The sequence below is a fragment of the Streptomyces chattanoogensis genome, assembly GCF_001294335.1.
In the GTDB taxonomy this organism is placed as follows: domain Bacteria; phylum Actinomycetota; class Actinomycetes; order Streptomycetales; family Streptomycetaceae; genus Streptomyces; species Streptomyces chattanoogensis.
This window is the reverse complement of sequence record NZ_LGKG01000147.1, coordinates 50024-66334: the sequence shown is the minus strand read 5'-3', so window position 1 is coordinate 66334 and position 16311 is coordinate 50024. Positions and strand designations below refer to the sequence as shown.

The 16311-nt window shown below is 70.4% G+C and carries 8 protein-coding genes; 5 read left to right on the top strand and 3 right to left on the bottom strand.

What is annotated here, in order from left to right; genetic code table 11:
- Positions 1-314: 314 nt before the first annotated feature.
- The 3 genes from ADL29_RS41435 to ADL29_RS23860 are packed head-to-tail and all read left to right on the top strand — an operon-like array spanning position 315 to position 2488.
- Positions 315-632, top strand: a complete 318-nt coding sequence (locus tag ADL29_RS41435; protein ID WP_078971232.1) for an NUDIX domain-containing protein — start codon at positions 315-317, stop codon at positions 630-632.
- Between the two features lie 9 nt (positions 633-641).
- Positions 642-1499 (top strand): class I SAM-dependent methyltransferase, encoded by an 858-nt coding sequence (locus tag ADL29_RS23865; protein ID WP_245689603.1) that lies wholly within the window; start codon positions 642-644, stop codon positions 1497-1499.
- 5 nt (positions 1500-1504) lie between these two features.
- The gene (locus tag ADL29_RS23860) at positions 1505-2488 is read left to right on the top strand and encodes a BtrH N-terminal domain-containing protein (RefSeq protein ID WP_053925650.1); all 984 of its coding nucleotides are present in this window, start codon (positions 1505-1507) and stop codon (positions 2486-2488) included.
- A 29-nt stretch (positions 2489-2517) separates the two neighbouring features.
- On the opposite strand, the gene ADL29_RS23855 is transcribed toward ADL29_RS23860, so the two are convergent.
- The 3 genes from ADL29_RS23855 to ADL29_RS23845 all read right to left on the bottom strand — a co-directional run bounded on the left by ADL29_RS23855 (position 2518) and on the right by ADL29_RS23845 (position 6608).
- Positions 2518-3894: an LCP family protein gene (locus ADL29_RS23855; RefSeq protein ID WP_078971231.1), complete on the bottom strand. Its 1377-nt coding sequence runs from the start codon at positions 3892-3894 to the stop codon at positions 2518-2520.
- Between the two features lie 75 nt (positions 3895-3969).
- Positions 3970-6090, bottom strand: a complete 2121-nt coding sequence (locus ADL29_RS23850) for a bifunctional polysaccharide deacetylase/glycosyltransferase family 2 protein (protein ID WP_053925649.1) — start codon at positions 6088-6090, stop codon at positions 3970-3972.
- The gene (locus ADL29_RS23845) at positions 6087-6608 is read right to left on the bottom strand and encodes a hypothetical protein (protein ID WP_157878556.1); all 522 of its coding nucleotides are present in this window, start codon (positions 6606-6608) and stop codon (positions 6087-6089) included. The genes ADL29_RS23850 and ADL29_RS23845 overlap by 4 nt, the downstream gene beginning before the upstream one ends.
- Before the next feature lie 817 nt (positions 6609-7425).
- Between ADL29_RS23845 and ADL29_RS45455 the strand changes: the two genes are divergently transcribed.
- Both ADL29_RS45455 and ADL29_RS23835 read left to right on the top strand, forming a co-directional pair.
- Positions 7426-8430 carry a calcium-binding protein gene (locus tag ADL29_RS45455; RefSeq protein ID WP_169795258.1) on the top strand — a complete coding sequence of 335 codons (1005 nt, stop codon included), beginning with the start codon at positions 7426-7428 and terminating at the stop codon, positions 8428-8430.
- Positions 8431-8758: 328 nt separating this feature from the next.
- Positions 8759-16306, top strand: coding sequence for a type I polyketide synthase (locus ADL29_RS23835; RefSeq protein ID WP_063788522.1), 7548 nt, complete (start codon positions 8759-8761; stop codon positions 16304-16306).
- Positions 16307-16311 lie beyond the last annotated feature (5 nt).

Here is a 16311-nt window from a genome sequence, read left to right as displayed (position 1 = left end):
AGGCCAGCCTTGGCCGCGGTGCGGGCCTGGGTTCTGCTCGTAGGCCGGCGATCAGCAGCACCCCAACCACCTCGGCAACCCCGGAGGCGCCCAGCAGCAGGCCGTACCCGCCGCCCACTCCCACCACAGCGACCAGACCGACTGTCAAGAATCCGCTGGTGAGGGCAAGCGCGAGCACGCACCGTGTTCCCCTGCCGCCGGCGCCGGGAAGCGATCGACGAAGCCCGGTCAGCCGATCCGGTTCGGCACGCCGACCGCTCGCGTGATGCGGTGTCCGACGAGGCGCTCGGCCTCAGCGAGCGGATACCTGGCGCCTGCGCCGCGGCGAGATCCTGGCCATCGTCGGCGAGAACGGGTATCGGGCCATCGTCCTCAGCAAGCACGGCCTGCTTCTCGGGCCGCATCGGCGCGGGACGATCGAATTGCCGGGCGGGACCGTAGAGCCGGACGACGAGTCCTTCGAGAAGACCGTCGTCCGTGAACTCGCCGAGGAAACCGACCTGCCCATCGACCATCCGCCCGCCCGCTCCACCCGCTACGCCCCACCGGAGCCTGCGCACCGCAGCACGCGTACGAGGACCAGCCAGTCGCCACCTCACGGGGGCCTGTCCGGCGGATCATGTGAAAACTAGGCTGTGGCGATGGACCGCGTAACCGACATGCCTGAGACTCTCGCCCAGCCCGCAGATCCGGCCCGGGTGAACGACTACGACAGCTTCGCCGAGGCGTACTCGGCGGAGAACGAGAACAACCTCGTGAACGCGTACTACGCGCGGCCCGCGATGCTGGACCTCGCCGGAGACGTGGCCGGCCGTCGGATCCTGGACGCCGGCTGCGGCTCGGGCCCCCTGTCCGCTGCACTGCGCGACCGCGGCGCCGTCGTCACCGGCATCGACGCCAGCGCCGGGATGCTGGCACTGGCCAAGCAACGGCTCGGTGACGTCGCGGACGTGCACCAGGTCGACCTTCGCGACCGCTTACCGTTCGACGACGGCTCGTTCGACGACGTGGTCTCGTCACTGGTCCTGCACTACCTGGAGGACTGGGGGCCGACGCTGGCCGAGTTGCGGCGCGTGCTCAGGCCCGGCGGCCGACTGATCGCGTCGGTGGACCACCCGTTCGTGGCCTACACGATCCAGGAGCCTCGCCCCGACTACTTCGCGACCACCAGCTATACCTTCGACTGGACGTTCGGCGGGCAGACCGTCCCGATGAAGTTCTGGCGCAAGCCGTTGCACGCGATGACCGACGCCTTCACCACCGCCGGCTTCCGCCTTTCCACCATCAGCGAGCCACAGCCCGACCCAGCCGCCCGCGAACTCTTCCCCGACGGCTTCCACGACCTCTCGGCCAAACCCTGCTTCCTGTTCTTCGTCGTCGAGGTACCGCCGTCCGCTACCGGCTCGGACGACCAGGGCCTGTCCGGCGGATCATGCCTGGGACGCGGTGGTCTGGCACGCCCATCTGCGGCGTCGTCGTCAGGTGAGGGAGGAAAATGAGCGGCATGGCCATGGTGAAAGACATCGATGTCCGCGGCATGCAGCACTGCGAGACGACGGCGCTGGGTGTGCTGCTGCGGCATGAGGGACTCGACTTGTCCGAGCCCATGCTGTTCGGGCTCGGCTCCGGGCTGTCCTTCATCTACTGGGACAGCAGGGCCATGGGCTTTCCCTTCCTGGGAGGCCGGGTCAAGCCGTTCGAGCTCACCAGGAACCTGACCGCCGCACTCGGACTCGAGCTGCTGATCAGGGAGACCACCTCCCCGCGCACGGCATGGCAGAACGTGGCGGCACCCATCGACGCCGGTCGGCCGGTCGGCCTGCAACTCGACAGCTACCACCTGGACTACTTCACCACCAAGGTGCACTTCGGCGGGCACGTCGTGGCCATGTACGGCTACGACGGCGAGGCCGCCTACCTGGTGGACACCGCCCCGCAGGGCGGAGCCGTCTCCACCAGCCTCGCCGGCCTGGCCAGAGCCAGGGCCGAGCGCGGCCCCATGACCGCCAAGCACCGCTCCTTCACCATCACAGCGCCCTGCAATCTGACATCACCGCAGGACCGGATCATCCCCGCGATCAGGACCTGCGCCGAGGTCTTCCTGAACCCGCCCATCGCGAACCTGGGCCACCGGGGCATCGAGAAGACCGCCAAGCAAGTGCCGAAGTGGCTGCAGCGCAGCGACAATCCGCAGGAGGACCTGCCACGGACCGCCGCCCTCATGGAGAGGGCCGGCACCGGCGGCGCCCTGTTCCGCAATCTCTACCGGGACTTCCTCGCCGAGTGTGCCCAGCTGATCGACAGCAGCCACCTGCGCACCGGCCACAGCCTGTATTCCGAGGCCGCCACCCTCTGGACACAGGTGGCCGCACTCATCACGACAGCAGGCGCATCGGGCGACGCGAAGCACCTCATGCAGGCCGGCTCCATCCTCCATGAGCTCTCGCGCATCGAACGCGAGGCGATGCAGGCACTCAGCATGCTCTAGACGAGTCCTTCCGCCTGGGTTCAGTGGGTTCAGTGGGCCGAGGCGTTCAGGGGGCGGTCGTCACGCGACGGCGCACGGCTGAGGGCACCGCCCCGGTGCCGGGACGTCTTCCCCGTCTCCGTCACCGGCCGGTCGTACCGCAGGTCGTCGAAGAGCCGGGCCGACCTCCTGGCGTCCCACTTCAGTACGTTGCCCTTGGGCGTGGGGACACCGATACCCGAGACGGGCACGTGGATCTGCTTGCCGTGTCCGCCCGTGACGCTCTGCACGGCGCGGAACATCCTGCTGAGATCGCGCAGGCTCATGTCCTTGTCGACGATGAGCGTGTCGAGCCCGGCCTGCGCGGCCGGACCGATCTTCAGCGGGTCGAAGAGGGTGTCGGGCCGGGCGGCCTGGTGGGCGAGGGTCGACAGGAACTTCTGCTGGTTCTTCGACCGGCCCAGGTCGCCCTCCTTCTCCTGGTGCCGCTCACGGACGAAGGCGAGTGCCTGTCTGCCGTTCAGGGTGTGACAGCCCTTGCGCAGATCGGCGCCCGACTTCTCGTCCTTGATGTCCCGGTCCAGGCACATCCGAACGCCGCCGAGGGCGTCGACGATGTTCACGAACCCGGCGAAGCCGATCTCCGCATAGTGGTCGATGCGCAGCCCGGTGTTCTTCTCGACGGTGTGCACGAGGAGTTCGGGACCGCCGTAGGAGAAGGCGGCGTTGAGCTTGTCCCCCTCGGGCCGCTTGGTCTTGCCCGTCGAGGTGTCGAGGCGGCCGGGCAAGGTGACCCAGGAATCGCGCGGCAGGCTGACCATGCTGGTTCCGTGGGCCCCGGTGTGCAGCAGCATCATCGAGTCGGTGCGCCGCCCGCCGCCCCCGCCGGCATGCAGGTCCTTCACGTCGCCCTCGGAGAGCCCGTCACGGCTGTCCGAGCCCACGATGAGGTAGTTGGTGCCCTCGCCGGGCGGCGGACGGTCCCCGTACGCACCGAGGTCGACGTCACGTTGGAGCCGGGTCTCGGCCCAGCCGTACGTACCGCCCGCCGCGACGACCACAGCGGCCAGCAGGACGAGCACCGCCCGCCGCAGCCTCCTGCGTTTCTTCGGCTGCCGGGCGTGGGCGCGCCGGGGCCCGTAGTGCGAGCTGGGGCGTTCGGCGAACCGTGCGCGTGGGGCGGCGCCTTCCGGGTCCGCGTACGGGCCCTGGTCGGCGTACGGATCCGGACCGGCGTACAGGTCTGGATCGGCGTACAGGTCCGGGGCGACGTACGGTCCCCCGCTGCCCTCCGGCTCGGGGCGCCACAGCTCGCCCGTCACCTGCACCGGCGCACGACGCACGGGGCGGCTCCCGGCGTCGCCGGTCCAGCCCTGCTCCCCTGTGGGTGTGATGCGTCCGGCCCGCTGGTCAAGCGGGTCTGTCATGGTCAACTCCCTTGGTCACGTCCCAGGTCCGACTCGCGCGGCCGCTCGCCGGTTCCCCTCCCGTCCTCCGTCGCCTCACTGCGACGAAAGGCTCCGCCGCGGGGGCGGCTCCGCGAGCGGATCTCCGGACGTCTCTGCGGACGGCGCTTCGAGCAGATACGGGTCGGCGGTTCCGGTGCGCTTCATGCTGTGCCACTTCAGGCGGGTGCCGAGCAGCGCCGTGGTCACGGAGTGGATGACCACCAGGTACATCAACTGCCGGTAGACGAACTGCTGGAGCGGCAGCACCCACAGCACGCGCAGCCGTTCGCGGTCGAGCCGCAGCGCGTACGCGGCGGTGACCAACTGGACGGAGAGAAACCCGAACCAGACGAGGGCTGCCTCCACGGGGTCGCGGAACAGCGCCCCGAACAGGGCGAACATGTCCACGACCGGTGCGCACAGCGGCAGCACGATCTGGAACAGCGTGACGTAGAGCATCACGCGACGGCCGAAGCGTCCGGCGGGGCCGACCTCCACCGCCGCATGCCGGTGCTTCCACATCGACTGGAGGGTGCCGTAGCACCAGCGGTAGCGCTGGCGCCACAACTGCCTCACCGTGCTGGGCACTTCGGTCCAGGCGACCGCCGACTCCTCGTAGACGACACGCCAGCCGGCCCGCCAGAGCGCCATCGTGAGGTCGGTGTCCTCGGCCAGGGTCTCGTCGCTGACGCCGCCGACGCCCATCAGCGCGTCCCTGCGGAAGGCGCCGATCGCCCCCGGCACGGTCGGCATGCACTCCAGGACCTCGAACATCCGCCGGTCGAGGTTGAAGCCGAGGACGTACTCCAGGTGCTGCCATTTGCCCAGCAGACGGCGCCGGTTGCCGACCTTGGTGTTGCCGCTGACCGCACCGACCGCCGGGTGGGCGAGCGGCTGGATCAGCCGGGCCAGCGCCGCGGGTTCGAAGATGGTGTCCGCATCGACCATGACGACGATGTCGTGCCGGGCGTGCGCCAGGCCGGTGTTGAGGGCGCTGGGCTTGCCGCCGTTGGGCTGCCGGATCACCGTCACCCGCGGGTCGTCGATCCCCTCGGCGATGTCGGCGGTGGCATCGGTCGAGCCGTCGTCGATCACGATGATCTGCAAGTGCGGATGGGTGGAAGCGAGCAACGAGTACACGGTGGAGGCGATGCCGGCCTCCTCGTTGTACGCGGGCACCAGGACCGTCACCGGGTCCCGCACCGCGCGCAGCCGCGGTGCGCCGGGCCGGTACCGGTGCAGCCTGCGGACATGGAGCCGGGCGAACACCGCAAACAGGAGCATCCGCAGGACGCCGAGCACGCCCGTGAGGGTCAGCGTCCACACCATCACGGTGAGGAAGGCGTGCCCGAGCCGCTGCGACCAGATCAGGCCCTCGCCCTTGATCTTCTGGGCGACCGGTGCCTCGTCGAGGAAGGAAGGACGTCCCAGCCCGCCGCTGATGGTGGTGAATCGTTTCACGCTGCGGTCCTGCAGCAGATCCTCGGCCTCGTGGTAGCCCAGGTCGGTCTGGCTGTGCTGTGTCACCAACCCCCGCCACGGTTTGCGGTCCTTGTGGTCCGAGGCGACCACCAGATATCCCTGGGCCGCCGCGCGCTTCGCGGCCGGCCACTCGGCTCCGCAGAGGGTGTCCGCAGCCGTGGTGTGCGGCAGCCGCAGCAGGGTGGTGTTGATGCCGGCCGCACCCGCGAGAGCGCCCTGGGTGAGCGACAGCTCGAGCCGCGCGCGCAGCGGCGAGGCGGCACCGAGGTCGCCACCGCTGTAGGTGTACGAGCCGATCTCGTGCCCGTCGCGCAGGATCCGCCGCATCAGCTCCGGGTGCCGGGCCGCGTCCTTCCCGTAGACGAAGAAGGTCGCCCGTGCATGGTGCCTGCGCAGCAGGTTGAGCAGGCGCGGCGTCCACACCGGGTCGAACCCGCCGTCGAAGGTGAGCGCGACGGTCCCCGGCGGCATGGCCGCGGTAGCGACCCCCTTCGGGCCGAACCCCAGCAGCGGCTTCCCGTCGTCCGCCTCGTGCGGGATCGGCCGGTAGCACAGCGGCTTGGTGCGCGCGGCGTCGACCTGGTGGGTCGTCCAGCCCTCGAAGAGGAGGGTGACGGCGACCACGAGGAGGACCAGCAGGAGGACGAGCCAGTGTCCTCGCGGTGGGCGGCGGACAGAGGCGTGCCCGCTCACTGCCTCAGGCCTCCGGTCGTCGGCGGGACGGGTCTGGCGGAGGCCGGACGGCGGTGGTTCTCGCGGTCCGCGTGGGCCCTGGCCGGCGGCCGGTTGGCCTCGGCTCGGGCCGGTGCGCCGTGGCCGTGCTGCGGCTTGGCGGTGTGCGGGCGGGAAGACACCGGTCCGGCCGGTCCGTTCATACTCGGCGGGTGCGTGCCGACGGACTGCCGAAGTCCGCTGACCAGCGTGCCGACGAACAGCAGATACCCGAGGCAGGCGCAGCCCACGGCCAGCGCCACGCCTTGCAGCACCCGCCGGCGCCAGCCCGACTGGTCGATGAAGACGGGAAGTTGGGCGGCGGCAGCCTGGGGACGCCGTGCCGCAGGGGTCACGCGGGGCGCCGCGACCCGGTACGGCATGCGCTGTGGCATGTGCCGCCCCGGGTGCTGCGCCGGGTACTGCTCCCTGCGGGCAGGGGGTACGGACGACAATCGCCCGTCGTGCGGTGTGCTGGCTATGTGGGGGATGCCCTGCACTGGTGCTCCTGATCTGCGGCCGCGCACGCGCGACTCTTTGTGTGGGGGGACGGACCCGGGGGCCCGCCGTACTGCCCGTGAGACGTCGGAGCCGCATCCCGGTGCCCGGTGCGTACGGAGGTTCCCGTACATGCGCATGCCCTGCGCCCTTCCCGGGTGGGGCCGGGTAGGGCACGTACGCATATGCCCTCACAAGGGCCAGGACGCCAGGGTGCAGCCGTCAGTCATCACGCAGCCCCCGACCCTACTCGGGCACCCGGGTGGCACGGCAACAGGCCGTCTTGACCTTCGACGTCGCGATGAACGACACGTACAACGTCGACCTCACGATCACACTCGACGTCGCGACGCGCTCCACCCTTGACTGGCACCTGATCTTCACCGTGTCTCCTGCCCCCACGCTGAACTCGAAACCCCGAAACCTCGAGACCCCGAAACCCCGAAACCCCGAAACCTCGAGACCGCGGCGACCTGCCCACCCGCCAGGCACCGTTCTCCGGCGTGGCAGTTCCTGTCACCCCGGCACGGCCGGCACCCCCTGTCGATAACGACGGCAGGTTCCCGCGTACCGGGGAGAGGAACCTGCATTTCGGGCTAATGTATGTGGTCGCAGATATTCGACGAACGGGAGTTCTTCCGGCGCTTGAGGAAATGGAAGAAAAACGATTCCCCTATCCCCCGCAACCAGCCATATGCGGAAGTATTTTGTCATTGTCGATAGGGCTGTTTACACGACAGTGCACGAGTGACACTTTCGAGTTACGGAGGGATGGAGATTGAGGAGTCCATCATGGCGAGAACTTTCGTAACTGGACGCGTGGGAAGAATTCTTCCGCTCGGGACGGCAGCTGCGCTGGTGGTGTTGTTCATGCCGTTGAACGCCTACGCGGTTGAGCTTCAGGAGGTGCGGTGCAACGGCAAGAGTCCGACGATCATCGGCACATCCGGCGCGGACGTGATCAACGGCACCTCAGGAAATGACGTGATCGTCGGGCTCGGCGGCGACGACACCATTCGCGGCGTCGACGGGAACGACACGATCTGCGGCAACGAGGGAAACGACACGATCTCTGCGGGGCGCGGTGACGACTGGGCGAGCGGCGACGACGGCCTGGACCGGATAGAAGGCGACGCGAACACCTCGCCTACGGGCCCGCACGGCAATGACGAGCTGCACGGCGGAGACGGTGCGGATCAGATGACCGGGGACACGACCGCCGCGGCCACAGGGGTCGGCGGCAAGGACATGATCTTCGGCGAGGCCGGTGACGACTCCATCGCAGGCGACTTCGGTGGCGGTCTGGTGACCGGAACGGGCGGTGACGACTCCCTCTTCGGCGGCAGCGGCAACGACACGATCGCGGGCGATGGCACGGCCTTCACCGGCGGCGACGACCACATCGAGGGCGGTCCCGGTATCGACGGGATCACCGGCGACGGGGTCAGTGTCGCGAACGGGGGCAACGACGAGATCGAGGGCGGCGCGGACAACGACGAGGCGGAGGGCGACGGGCTCAACGTCGTGAACGCCGGCGATGACACCCTCAGCGGCGGCCTCGGCAATGACAATCTCAGTGGAGACGGCGCCGGCGTCCTCAACGGCGGCAGCGACACACTCAACGGGAACGACGGGAACGACAACCTCGCGGGTGATGGGGCCAATATCGTCTTCGGCGGCAACGACAAGCTCCGCGGCGGCGACGGAAACGACATCCTGGACGGCGGTCCGCCTGCCACTCCACCGGGCGACAACGGAGACGGCGGCGCGGACTTCGACACCTGCATCAACCTTGAAACAAAGACCAACTGCGAAGCGCCGTAGTAGCGGGCTTCACTCCTGAGACAGGACTATTCGGGCAGCGTCACCGCGACGCTGCCCAACCCCCACTGACCCAGGCGAAAACGCCGCTCGGCGATGGGCATCGCTTCACGATGCTGGTGTCGATGTGAGCCGATGCGGAGTTATGCCCCTCGTGTCGTTCCTGGATTTCTTGGCGCATTGAACTGCCGACGCCACTGGGCGGCGGCGACGCCGAGCAGCGTACGTCTCCGTCTCCGAGTGCGCGCCCTTCGCGCCGGATGAATGACGGTGCCTCAGAACCGCTGACTCTCCCCCTCATTCGACCCCCGGCACCATGTGAGGAACGCGTATGAGCGCCAGCAACGCCCCTGACCGGTACCAGCCGATCGCCATTGTGGGAGCCGCCTGCCGTTTGCCCGGTGACATCAGCGATGTGGACGGGTTGTGGCAAGCGCTGGAAGAGGGCCGGGACCTGGTCGGTGAAGCGCCCGCCGAACGGTTCGACGCCACCCGGTTCATCGATACGAGCATGCCGCGCACCGGCAAGAGCTATACCGCCGCGGGCGGCTTCCTCTCCGATGTCGCCTCCTTCGACGCCGAGTACTTCGGCATCACGCCGAGAGAGGCCGTGCAGATGGACCCTCAACATCGGCTGGTGCTCGAGCTGGCGGCTGAGGCCCTGGACAACGCCGCGATCTCCCCGCGCGCATTGGCCGGGTCGGACACCGCGGTGTACGTCGGGATCTCCGATGCCTCTTACGGTGCCCTGCAGCTGATGAGGGTGCGTACGGTGAGCGGCTACACCATGTCGGGGGGCGCGTCCTCGCTCGCCGCCAACCGCGTCTCGCACTGCCTGGACCTGCGCGGCCCCAGTATGGCTATCGACACGGCCTGTTCGTCCTCGCTGGTGGCGCTGGACCTGGCCTGCCGCACGCTGTGGGACGGCACCAGCAGCACGGCGCTGTGCGCCGGGGTGAACATGCTGCTCAGTCCGTACCACTACGTGGGGTTCTCCCAGGCGTCCATGCTCTCGATGCGGGGCAAGTGCGCCGCCTTCTCCGCCGAGGCGGACGGTTTTGTACGGGCCGAGGGCGGCGGGCTGGTCGTCCTCAAGAAACTGGCGGACGCGCGGGCCGACGGCGACCGGGTGCACGGGGTGATCCTCGGCAGCGGATCCAACAGCGACGGCCGCACGCCGGGTGTCTCCCTGCCCAACCCCGAAGCGCAGGAAGACCTGTTGAGAGAGGTGTACGAGCAAGCGGGCGTCGCCCCGGACGAGTTGGTGTATCTGGAAGCGCACGGCACCGGCACCCTGGTGGGAGACCCGGCCGAGTGCCGCTCCATCGGCCGTGCGCTGGGGGTCCGGCGGCGGACGGGGGCGCTGCCGATCGGTTCGGTGAAATCGAACCTGGGCCACCTGGAACCCGCCTCCGGCATCGCCGGGCTGCTCAAGGCGCTGCTGGTGCTGCGTCACGGTACCGCTCCTGCCTCGCTGCACACCCGGCCGGCGAACCCGGACATCGATTTCGCCGGGCTGAACCTGGCACCGGTGGACCGCGCCCTGCCCCTGCCGCCGGCCTCGCGGCCGGTGGTGGGCGTCAACTCCTTCGGCTTCGGAGGTGCCAACGCCCATGTCATCGTCGGCACCGCGCCGGCGGTGCCGGATGTCGCGGGGGCGGCGGCGCAGGCGGCGGATGCCGCCCGCCCGGTACTCGTATCGGCGCGTACCCCACAGGCGCTCCGTCAGGCCGTGGCCCGTATGGCGGAGCGGCTGTCGGGGGCCGAGCCCGATGAGTTCTACGACCTCGCCTATACCGCGACCCTGCGGCGCGGTACGCACCGGCACCGGGCGGTGGTACTCGCGGACGGACCGCGCGAGGCGGCAGAGCGGCTGGTGGCGACGTTCCCGGGCGATGAGGCCGAGGCGGCGCAAGAGGAGCGCGGCGGGGCGGTCGGTGAGGCGACGGAGCACGGCCGGGTCGCGTTCGTCTTCTCCGGCAACGGGTCGCAGTGGGCGGGCATGGGCACCGGCCTCCTCGACGGCGACGGCGCCTTCCGCACCGCCCTGGCGGCCGTGGACGCGGCACTGCTGCCCCATCTGGGCTGGTCGGTGGCGGAGAGGCTGGGCACGGTCACGGACGCCGAGCTGGCCGCGACCGAGGTGGCCCAGCCGCTGCTGTTCGCCGTGCAGGTCGCCGTAACGGCCGCGCTGCGTGAGCGCGGCATCACCCCCATCGTCGTGCTCGGCCACAGCGTGGGCGAAGTGGCCGCCGCCCACGTGTCCGGGGCACTCGACCTGGAGCAGGCGGCGCGGGTCGTCGCCGAGCGCTCCCGAGTCCAGGCGGAGACCGCCGGGAGCGGCCGGATGGCGGCGCTCGCCCTGCCACCGGAAAATGCCAACGAAGTCCTCGTGCAATACCCGGGGTTGGAGGTCGCGGCGGTCAACTCGGACCGGGACGTGACCGTCTCGGGCCCCGAGGCCGAGCTCCTGCGCCTGGCCGCAGACATGAGCGCCCAGGACACCGCCTGCACGGTGCTGGAGCTGGACTACGCCTTCCACAGCACCGCCATGGACCCCCTCCGCGAACCGCTGCTGCGGGGCTTGGACGGCCTGGCCCCGTCACCGACCCGCATCCCGATGTACTCCACGGTGACGGGGCAGCGGCTCGACGGCAGCGAGCTCGATGCCGCCTACTGGTGGCGGAACGTGCGCGAGCCCGTGCGGTTCGGCCCCGCCGTCGAGGCCGCCGTGGAGGAGGGCGCGGACGTCTTCGTCGAGGTCGGGCCGCACCCCGTCCTGCGGTCCTATCTGCGCCGGATCACCGGCCGGGCCCGCCCCGGGACCGCGGCCGTCGTACCCACGCTGCGGCGCGCGACGGACGGCGGCCGGGCACTGCACAGGGCGGTTGAAGCCACCATGGCCGCCGGCGCCGACATCGACTGGACCAGGTACTTCCCCCGCCCGGGCCAGGTGGTGGACCTCCCCGCCTACCCCTGGCAGCGCGAACGCCACTGGAACGCCACCCCGCACGACTGGGTACGCACCAGCGGCAACGGCCAGGTGGAACACCCCCTGCTGGGGGAGCGGATGCCCGGCCCGCATCCGCTGTGGCACGGCGCCGTCGAACCGGTGCTGGTGCCCTGGATGGCCGACCACAAGCTCGCCGGGTCCGTGGTCATGCCGGCCGCCGCGTACCTGGAGATGCTCCTGGCCGCGGGCGAACGGGCGCTGGGAACGGCGGTGTCGGTGGACCGGATGGAGATCATCAGTCCGCTGACCATCCCCTGGGCCGAAGCCTCCAGCGTCCACACTCAGCTCGCGCTGAACCCGGACGACGGAGTGGCGGCCATCACCAGCACCGACGAGGGCGCCGGCGACCCGCGGCCGCATGTGCGCGCCCGGGTCCGTCAACGCATCGGCAGCGCCCCCGGCCCCCTGGACCTGGCCGGAATCCGGGCCCGCTGCACCCGGCGCACCGCCGCCGCCGACCAGTACGCGATGCTGGCCGAGCGCGGGCTGGCGTACGGCCCCACGTTCCGCGTCCTGACCGAACTGCACGCCGGGCCGGGTGAGGTGCTGGCCGCCTATCAACAACAGGAGCCGCAGCGGAAGTTCACGGCGCACCCCGCGGTGGTCGACGGTGCACTGCAGGCAGGTGCGCCGTTGATGGAGGGCGTCGCCGCCGACGGTGACGTCTACCTGCCGACGGCGATCGGAGCCGTTCAGGTCTGGCGTGCTCCCTCCGCCCAGGGCTTTGCGTACGTACGCGAGCGGTCCCGTACGCCGTCCGAAGTGTGCTGGGACATCGTCATCACCGACGAGGACGGCACCGTCACCGTCGAGCTGGAAGGCTGCCGTATGCGCCGCTTTGCCAGCCCCGTGTACGCGCCCGTGACCCGGCATCACACCGTGCTCCGCGCCGCCCCGCACCACGACGCCCCGGCCGCGCCGAGCCCCCTTCCCGCCTCCCGGCTGATCGCCACCGCCTGCGGGGAACGGATCGCGGAACTGCGCCGGGCATTCCGGCCGTTGAAGCCCGCCGAGGCGACGGAAAGGACCCAACAGTACTTCGTGGCCTGCCTCGCAGCCGCCTTGGCGGAGCTCCTGCCCGATCCCGCCGCGCCCTTCACGCCGGCAGACCTGACCGCGGCGGGGATGCTGGAGAAGCACCTTCCCGTGTGCGAGCTGACGCTGCCGGTTCTGGAGCGGCACGGTCTCGTCACCGCGGTGGCACCCGGGCACTGGGCGCTGACACCCGCCGCGCTTCAGTCACCTCCCATGCTCTTCACATCAGAGTTCACCGCCTGGGGAAACGAGGCAGCCCTGGCGGTGCGCAACGCCTCGCAGATCCTGCTGCTGCTCCGCGGCGAATGCGACCCGTTGGAGATGCTGACCGGGGAGGGGGCGGGATACCTCCTGGAGCTGTTCTACGACACCGCGCCCTTCTGCCGTTTCCACAACCGCATCGCGCAGGCGCTCGTCGGCGAGATGGCCCGACGTTGGCCGGCCGACCGACCACTGCGCATCCTCGAAGTCGGGGCCGGGACCGGCGGCCTCACCAGCGCCCTGCTCCCCGTCCTGCCGGCCGACCGGACCACCTACCTGTACACCGACCTTTCCGCGATCTTCCTCCCCCGAGCCGAACAGCGCTTCGCACGGTACGACTTCGTGCAGTACCGCACCTTCGATCTCGACGAGGAACCGGGAGAACAGGGCCTGACCGAGGGTTGCTTCGATCTCGTGGTGGCCGCCAACGCGCTCCACACCAGCAAGGACCTCACCGCCGCCCTGGAACGGATCACCACCCTCCTGGCCCCCCATGGCCGTCTCCTGAGCATCGAGAGTCACAGCCCCGAGGCCCTGCTCCCCTGGTTCTGGGCGGTGGACGGCTTCTGGCACCAGCACACCGACCGTGAGCTGCGACCCAGCTCCGTCCTGCTGCCGAGGGAGGCGTGGCCGCCACTGCTGGAGCGGTGCGGATTCACCGACATCGTCCAGACCGGGGACGACCACGAGTCGGTCCTCGGCTCCGCTTCCGTGGTGCTGGCCACCGCTCCCGGGAGGGCCCGCGTACTGCCGCCCGCGCCTCCCGCCGGGTCCGAGAGCGCGGCCTACGCGATCGTCACGGAGGCGCCCGCCGAGGAGCCGCTCGCCAACTCCCTGGCGGAGCTTCTCGCCGCCGGCGGACGGCATGCGGTGTGCCGCGTCCAGGCCGACGAGGACGTACGGGAACGGTCACGCGGCATCGGTGAGTCGGCCGAGGAGCTCCACCTGGTGGCAATCCTGGCTGACGGCGTCCCTTCCGGCGTCGGCGAATTCACCGAGCACAGTGCACAACGGGCGGCACTGCTGTGCGCCTTGGCGCGGGTACAGGAAAGCCGCGCCCCGCACGGCCGCACCTGGCTGTGGCTGGTGACCCGTCCCAGCGGGGCCCTCCCCTCCCCCGAGCGGCCCCAGGTCCCGGCCGACGCCGCAGCCTGGGGCGTCGGCCGCACACTGGGCAACGAGTACCCGGACCTGGCCGTCCGACGCATCAGCCTCGACCGGTCCGGCACCTCGGCCGACGACGCCTGCCGGCTGGCCCGCGAACTGCTCGCACCCTCCGACGAGGACGAGATCGTCCTCACCCTCGGGGGACGATTCGTCCCCCGAGAGACGCCGCTCCCTGCGACGCCCGCCCGTGCTCCGGACCACTACGCCCTGGATGCCCGCAGCCCGGGTCTCTTCTACGACCTGGGCTGGAAGGAGGCCGAACCCCCGACGGTGGGCGCCGGGGAGGTGGCCGTGGCCGTACGGGCCGCCGCGCTGAACTACCGCGACATCATGTCCGTGACCGGACTGCTGCCGGCCGAGGCCAGCGAAGGGACCCTGCACTCAGCGCCCGGAATGGAGTGCGCCGGGACCGTCACCGCCGTCGGGCCCGAGGTCAGCGCCGTAGCCGTCGGCGACCGCGTCCTCGGCTTCGCGCCCTCGGCACTCGCCTCCCACGTGACCACCCTGGCCCAAGGGCTGTGGCACCTCCCCGACGGCATGAGCTTCGAGGCCGCGGCAGCCCTTCCGGTGGCCTTCTGCACCGTTCACTACAGCTTGGAGCACCTGGCCCGGCTCCAGGCGGGGGAGACGGTCCTGGTCCACGGCGGCGCCGGCGGCGTCGGACTGGCCGCACTCCAGCTCGCCCAGATGCGGGGTGCGCACCTCATCGCCACCGCGGGCAACGAGACGAAACGCGAACTGCTGCGTTTCCTCGGCGCAGAGCACGTGCTGGATTCCCGCAGCCTCGACTTCGCAGCCGAGATCAAGCACCTCACCGGGGGAAACGGCGTCGACGTCGTCATCAACTCCCTCGCCGGCGAGGCCATCGGCCGCAGCCTGGAACTGCTGCGCCCCGGCGGCCGGTTCATCGAGCTGGGCAAGCGCGACATGTACGAGAACAAGCCCCTCTCCCTCGCCCCGTTCCGGAACGACCTCGCCTTCTTCGGCGTCGATCTGCTCGCCCTGATGCACCGGCCCGACACGGCTCTGGCCCTGGTCGACGAGGTCGGTGAGCGGGTGCGAAGCGGCGCTTACCGGCCGCTGCCGCACACCGTGTTCCCGGCGGCACGGGTGCGCGAGGCGTTCGAGCTCATGCAGCACTCCCGCCATATCGGCAAGGTCGTGGTCGCCTTCGACCCGCTCGACGAACCCGTCACCGTCGAAACGCACCCCGCCCGTCCGGTCCTGGACCCGGACGGTACCTACCTCATCACCGGCGGGCTCAGCGGATTCGGGGCCGCCACCGCACACTGGCTCGCCGAACGCGGAGCCCGCCACCTCGCCCTGGCCGGCCGGCGCGGCGCCGCCGCCCCCGAAGCGCCCGCCCTCCTCGAGGCGCTGACCCGGCGCGGCGTCCACGCGACCGCGCATGCCACCGACTGCACGGACATCGAGAGCATGCGTGCCCTGCTCGACGGCATCGACGCCGGAGGCCATCCGCTGCGCGGCGTGGTGCACTGCGCGATGCACCTCGACGACGCACCCCTGAGCGAGCTGTCCGAAGAGCGCTTCGCCGCCGTGCTGGCCCCCAAAGCGGGCGGCGCACTGGTGCTGGACCGGCTCACCCGCGACCGGCGGCTCGACCTGTTCCTCCTGATCTCCTCGGACACCGCGTACGTCGGCAACGTGCAACAGGCCCCGTACGCTGCGGGCAACCTCTTCCTCGAAGCCCTGGTACGGCAGCGGCGCGCAGCCGGGCTCCCGGCCCAGGCCATCGCTTGGGGAGCGCTCGGCGAAACCGGATACGTCGTCCGCAACAACCTGGCCGCCCAGCTCTCCGCCCTCGGCCTCGAACCCCTCAGCCTCCGCGACGCCTTCGCCGCCGCCGACGACCTGCTCACCCGTGACACCCCGGTGGCCGGAGCCGGCCGCTACAACTGGGGACGGTGCCGCGGTCTCGTCCCCACCCTCGACGCCCCGCGCCACAGCCTGCTCGTGCCCACGTATACCGAGACGGGCGGCCGGTCCCGCGAAGAGATCCTCGCGGCACTGGCCGCCCTGCCCCCCGAAGAGGCCCGCGCCGCGGTACAGGACGCCATCACCCAGGTGCTGGCCAAGGTCATGCAGCTGGCCCCGGACGCCCTGGATCCGCACCGCAGGCTGGACGAATACGGGATGGACTCCCTGATGGCCGCCGAACTCCTGATGGCGCTGCGCCACCAATTCGATCTCGACATCCCCCCGATGGAACTCCTGCGCAGCGGCGGCACCATCGACGGCCTCACCACCCTGCTGCATCTGCGCCTCGGCCTGAACAACGACCAGACGTCGGCCGCCGCCGAGCCCGCGCCTGCGGCCGGCCAACTTCCCACCCAGAAGTCAGTCACCACCGCGTTTGTTTCGGCGCTGGAGGCCCAGCGCTAACCGCT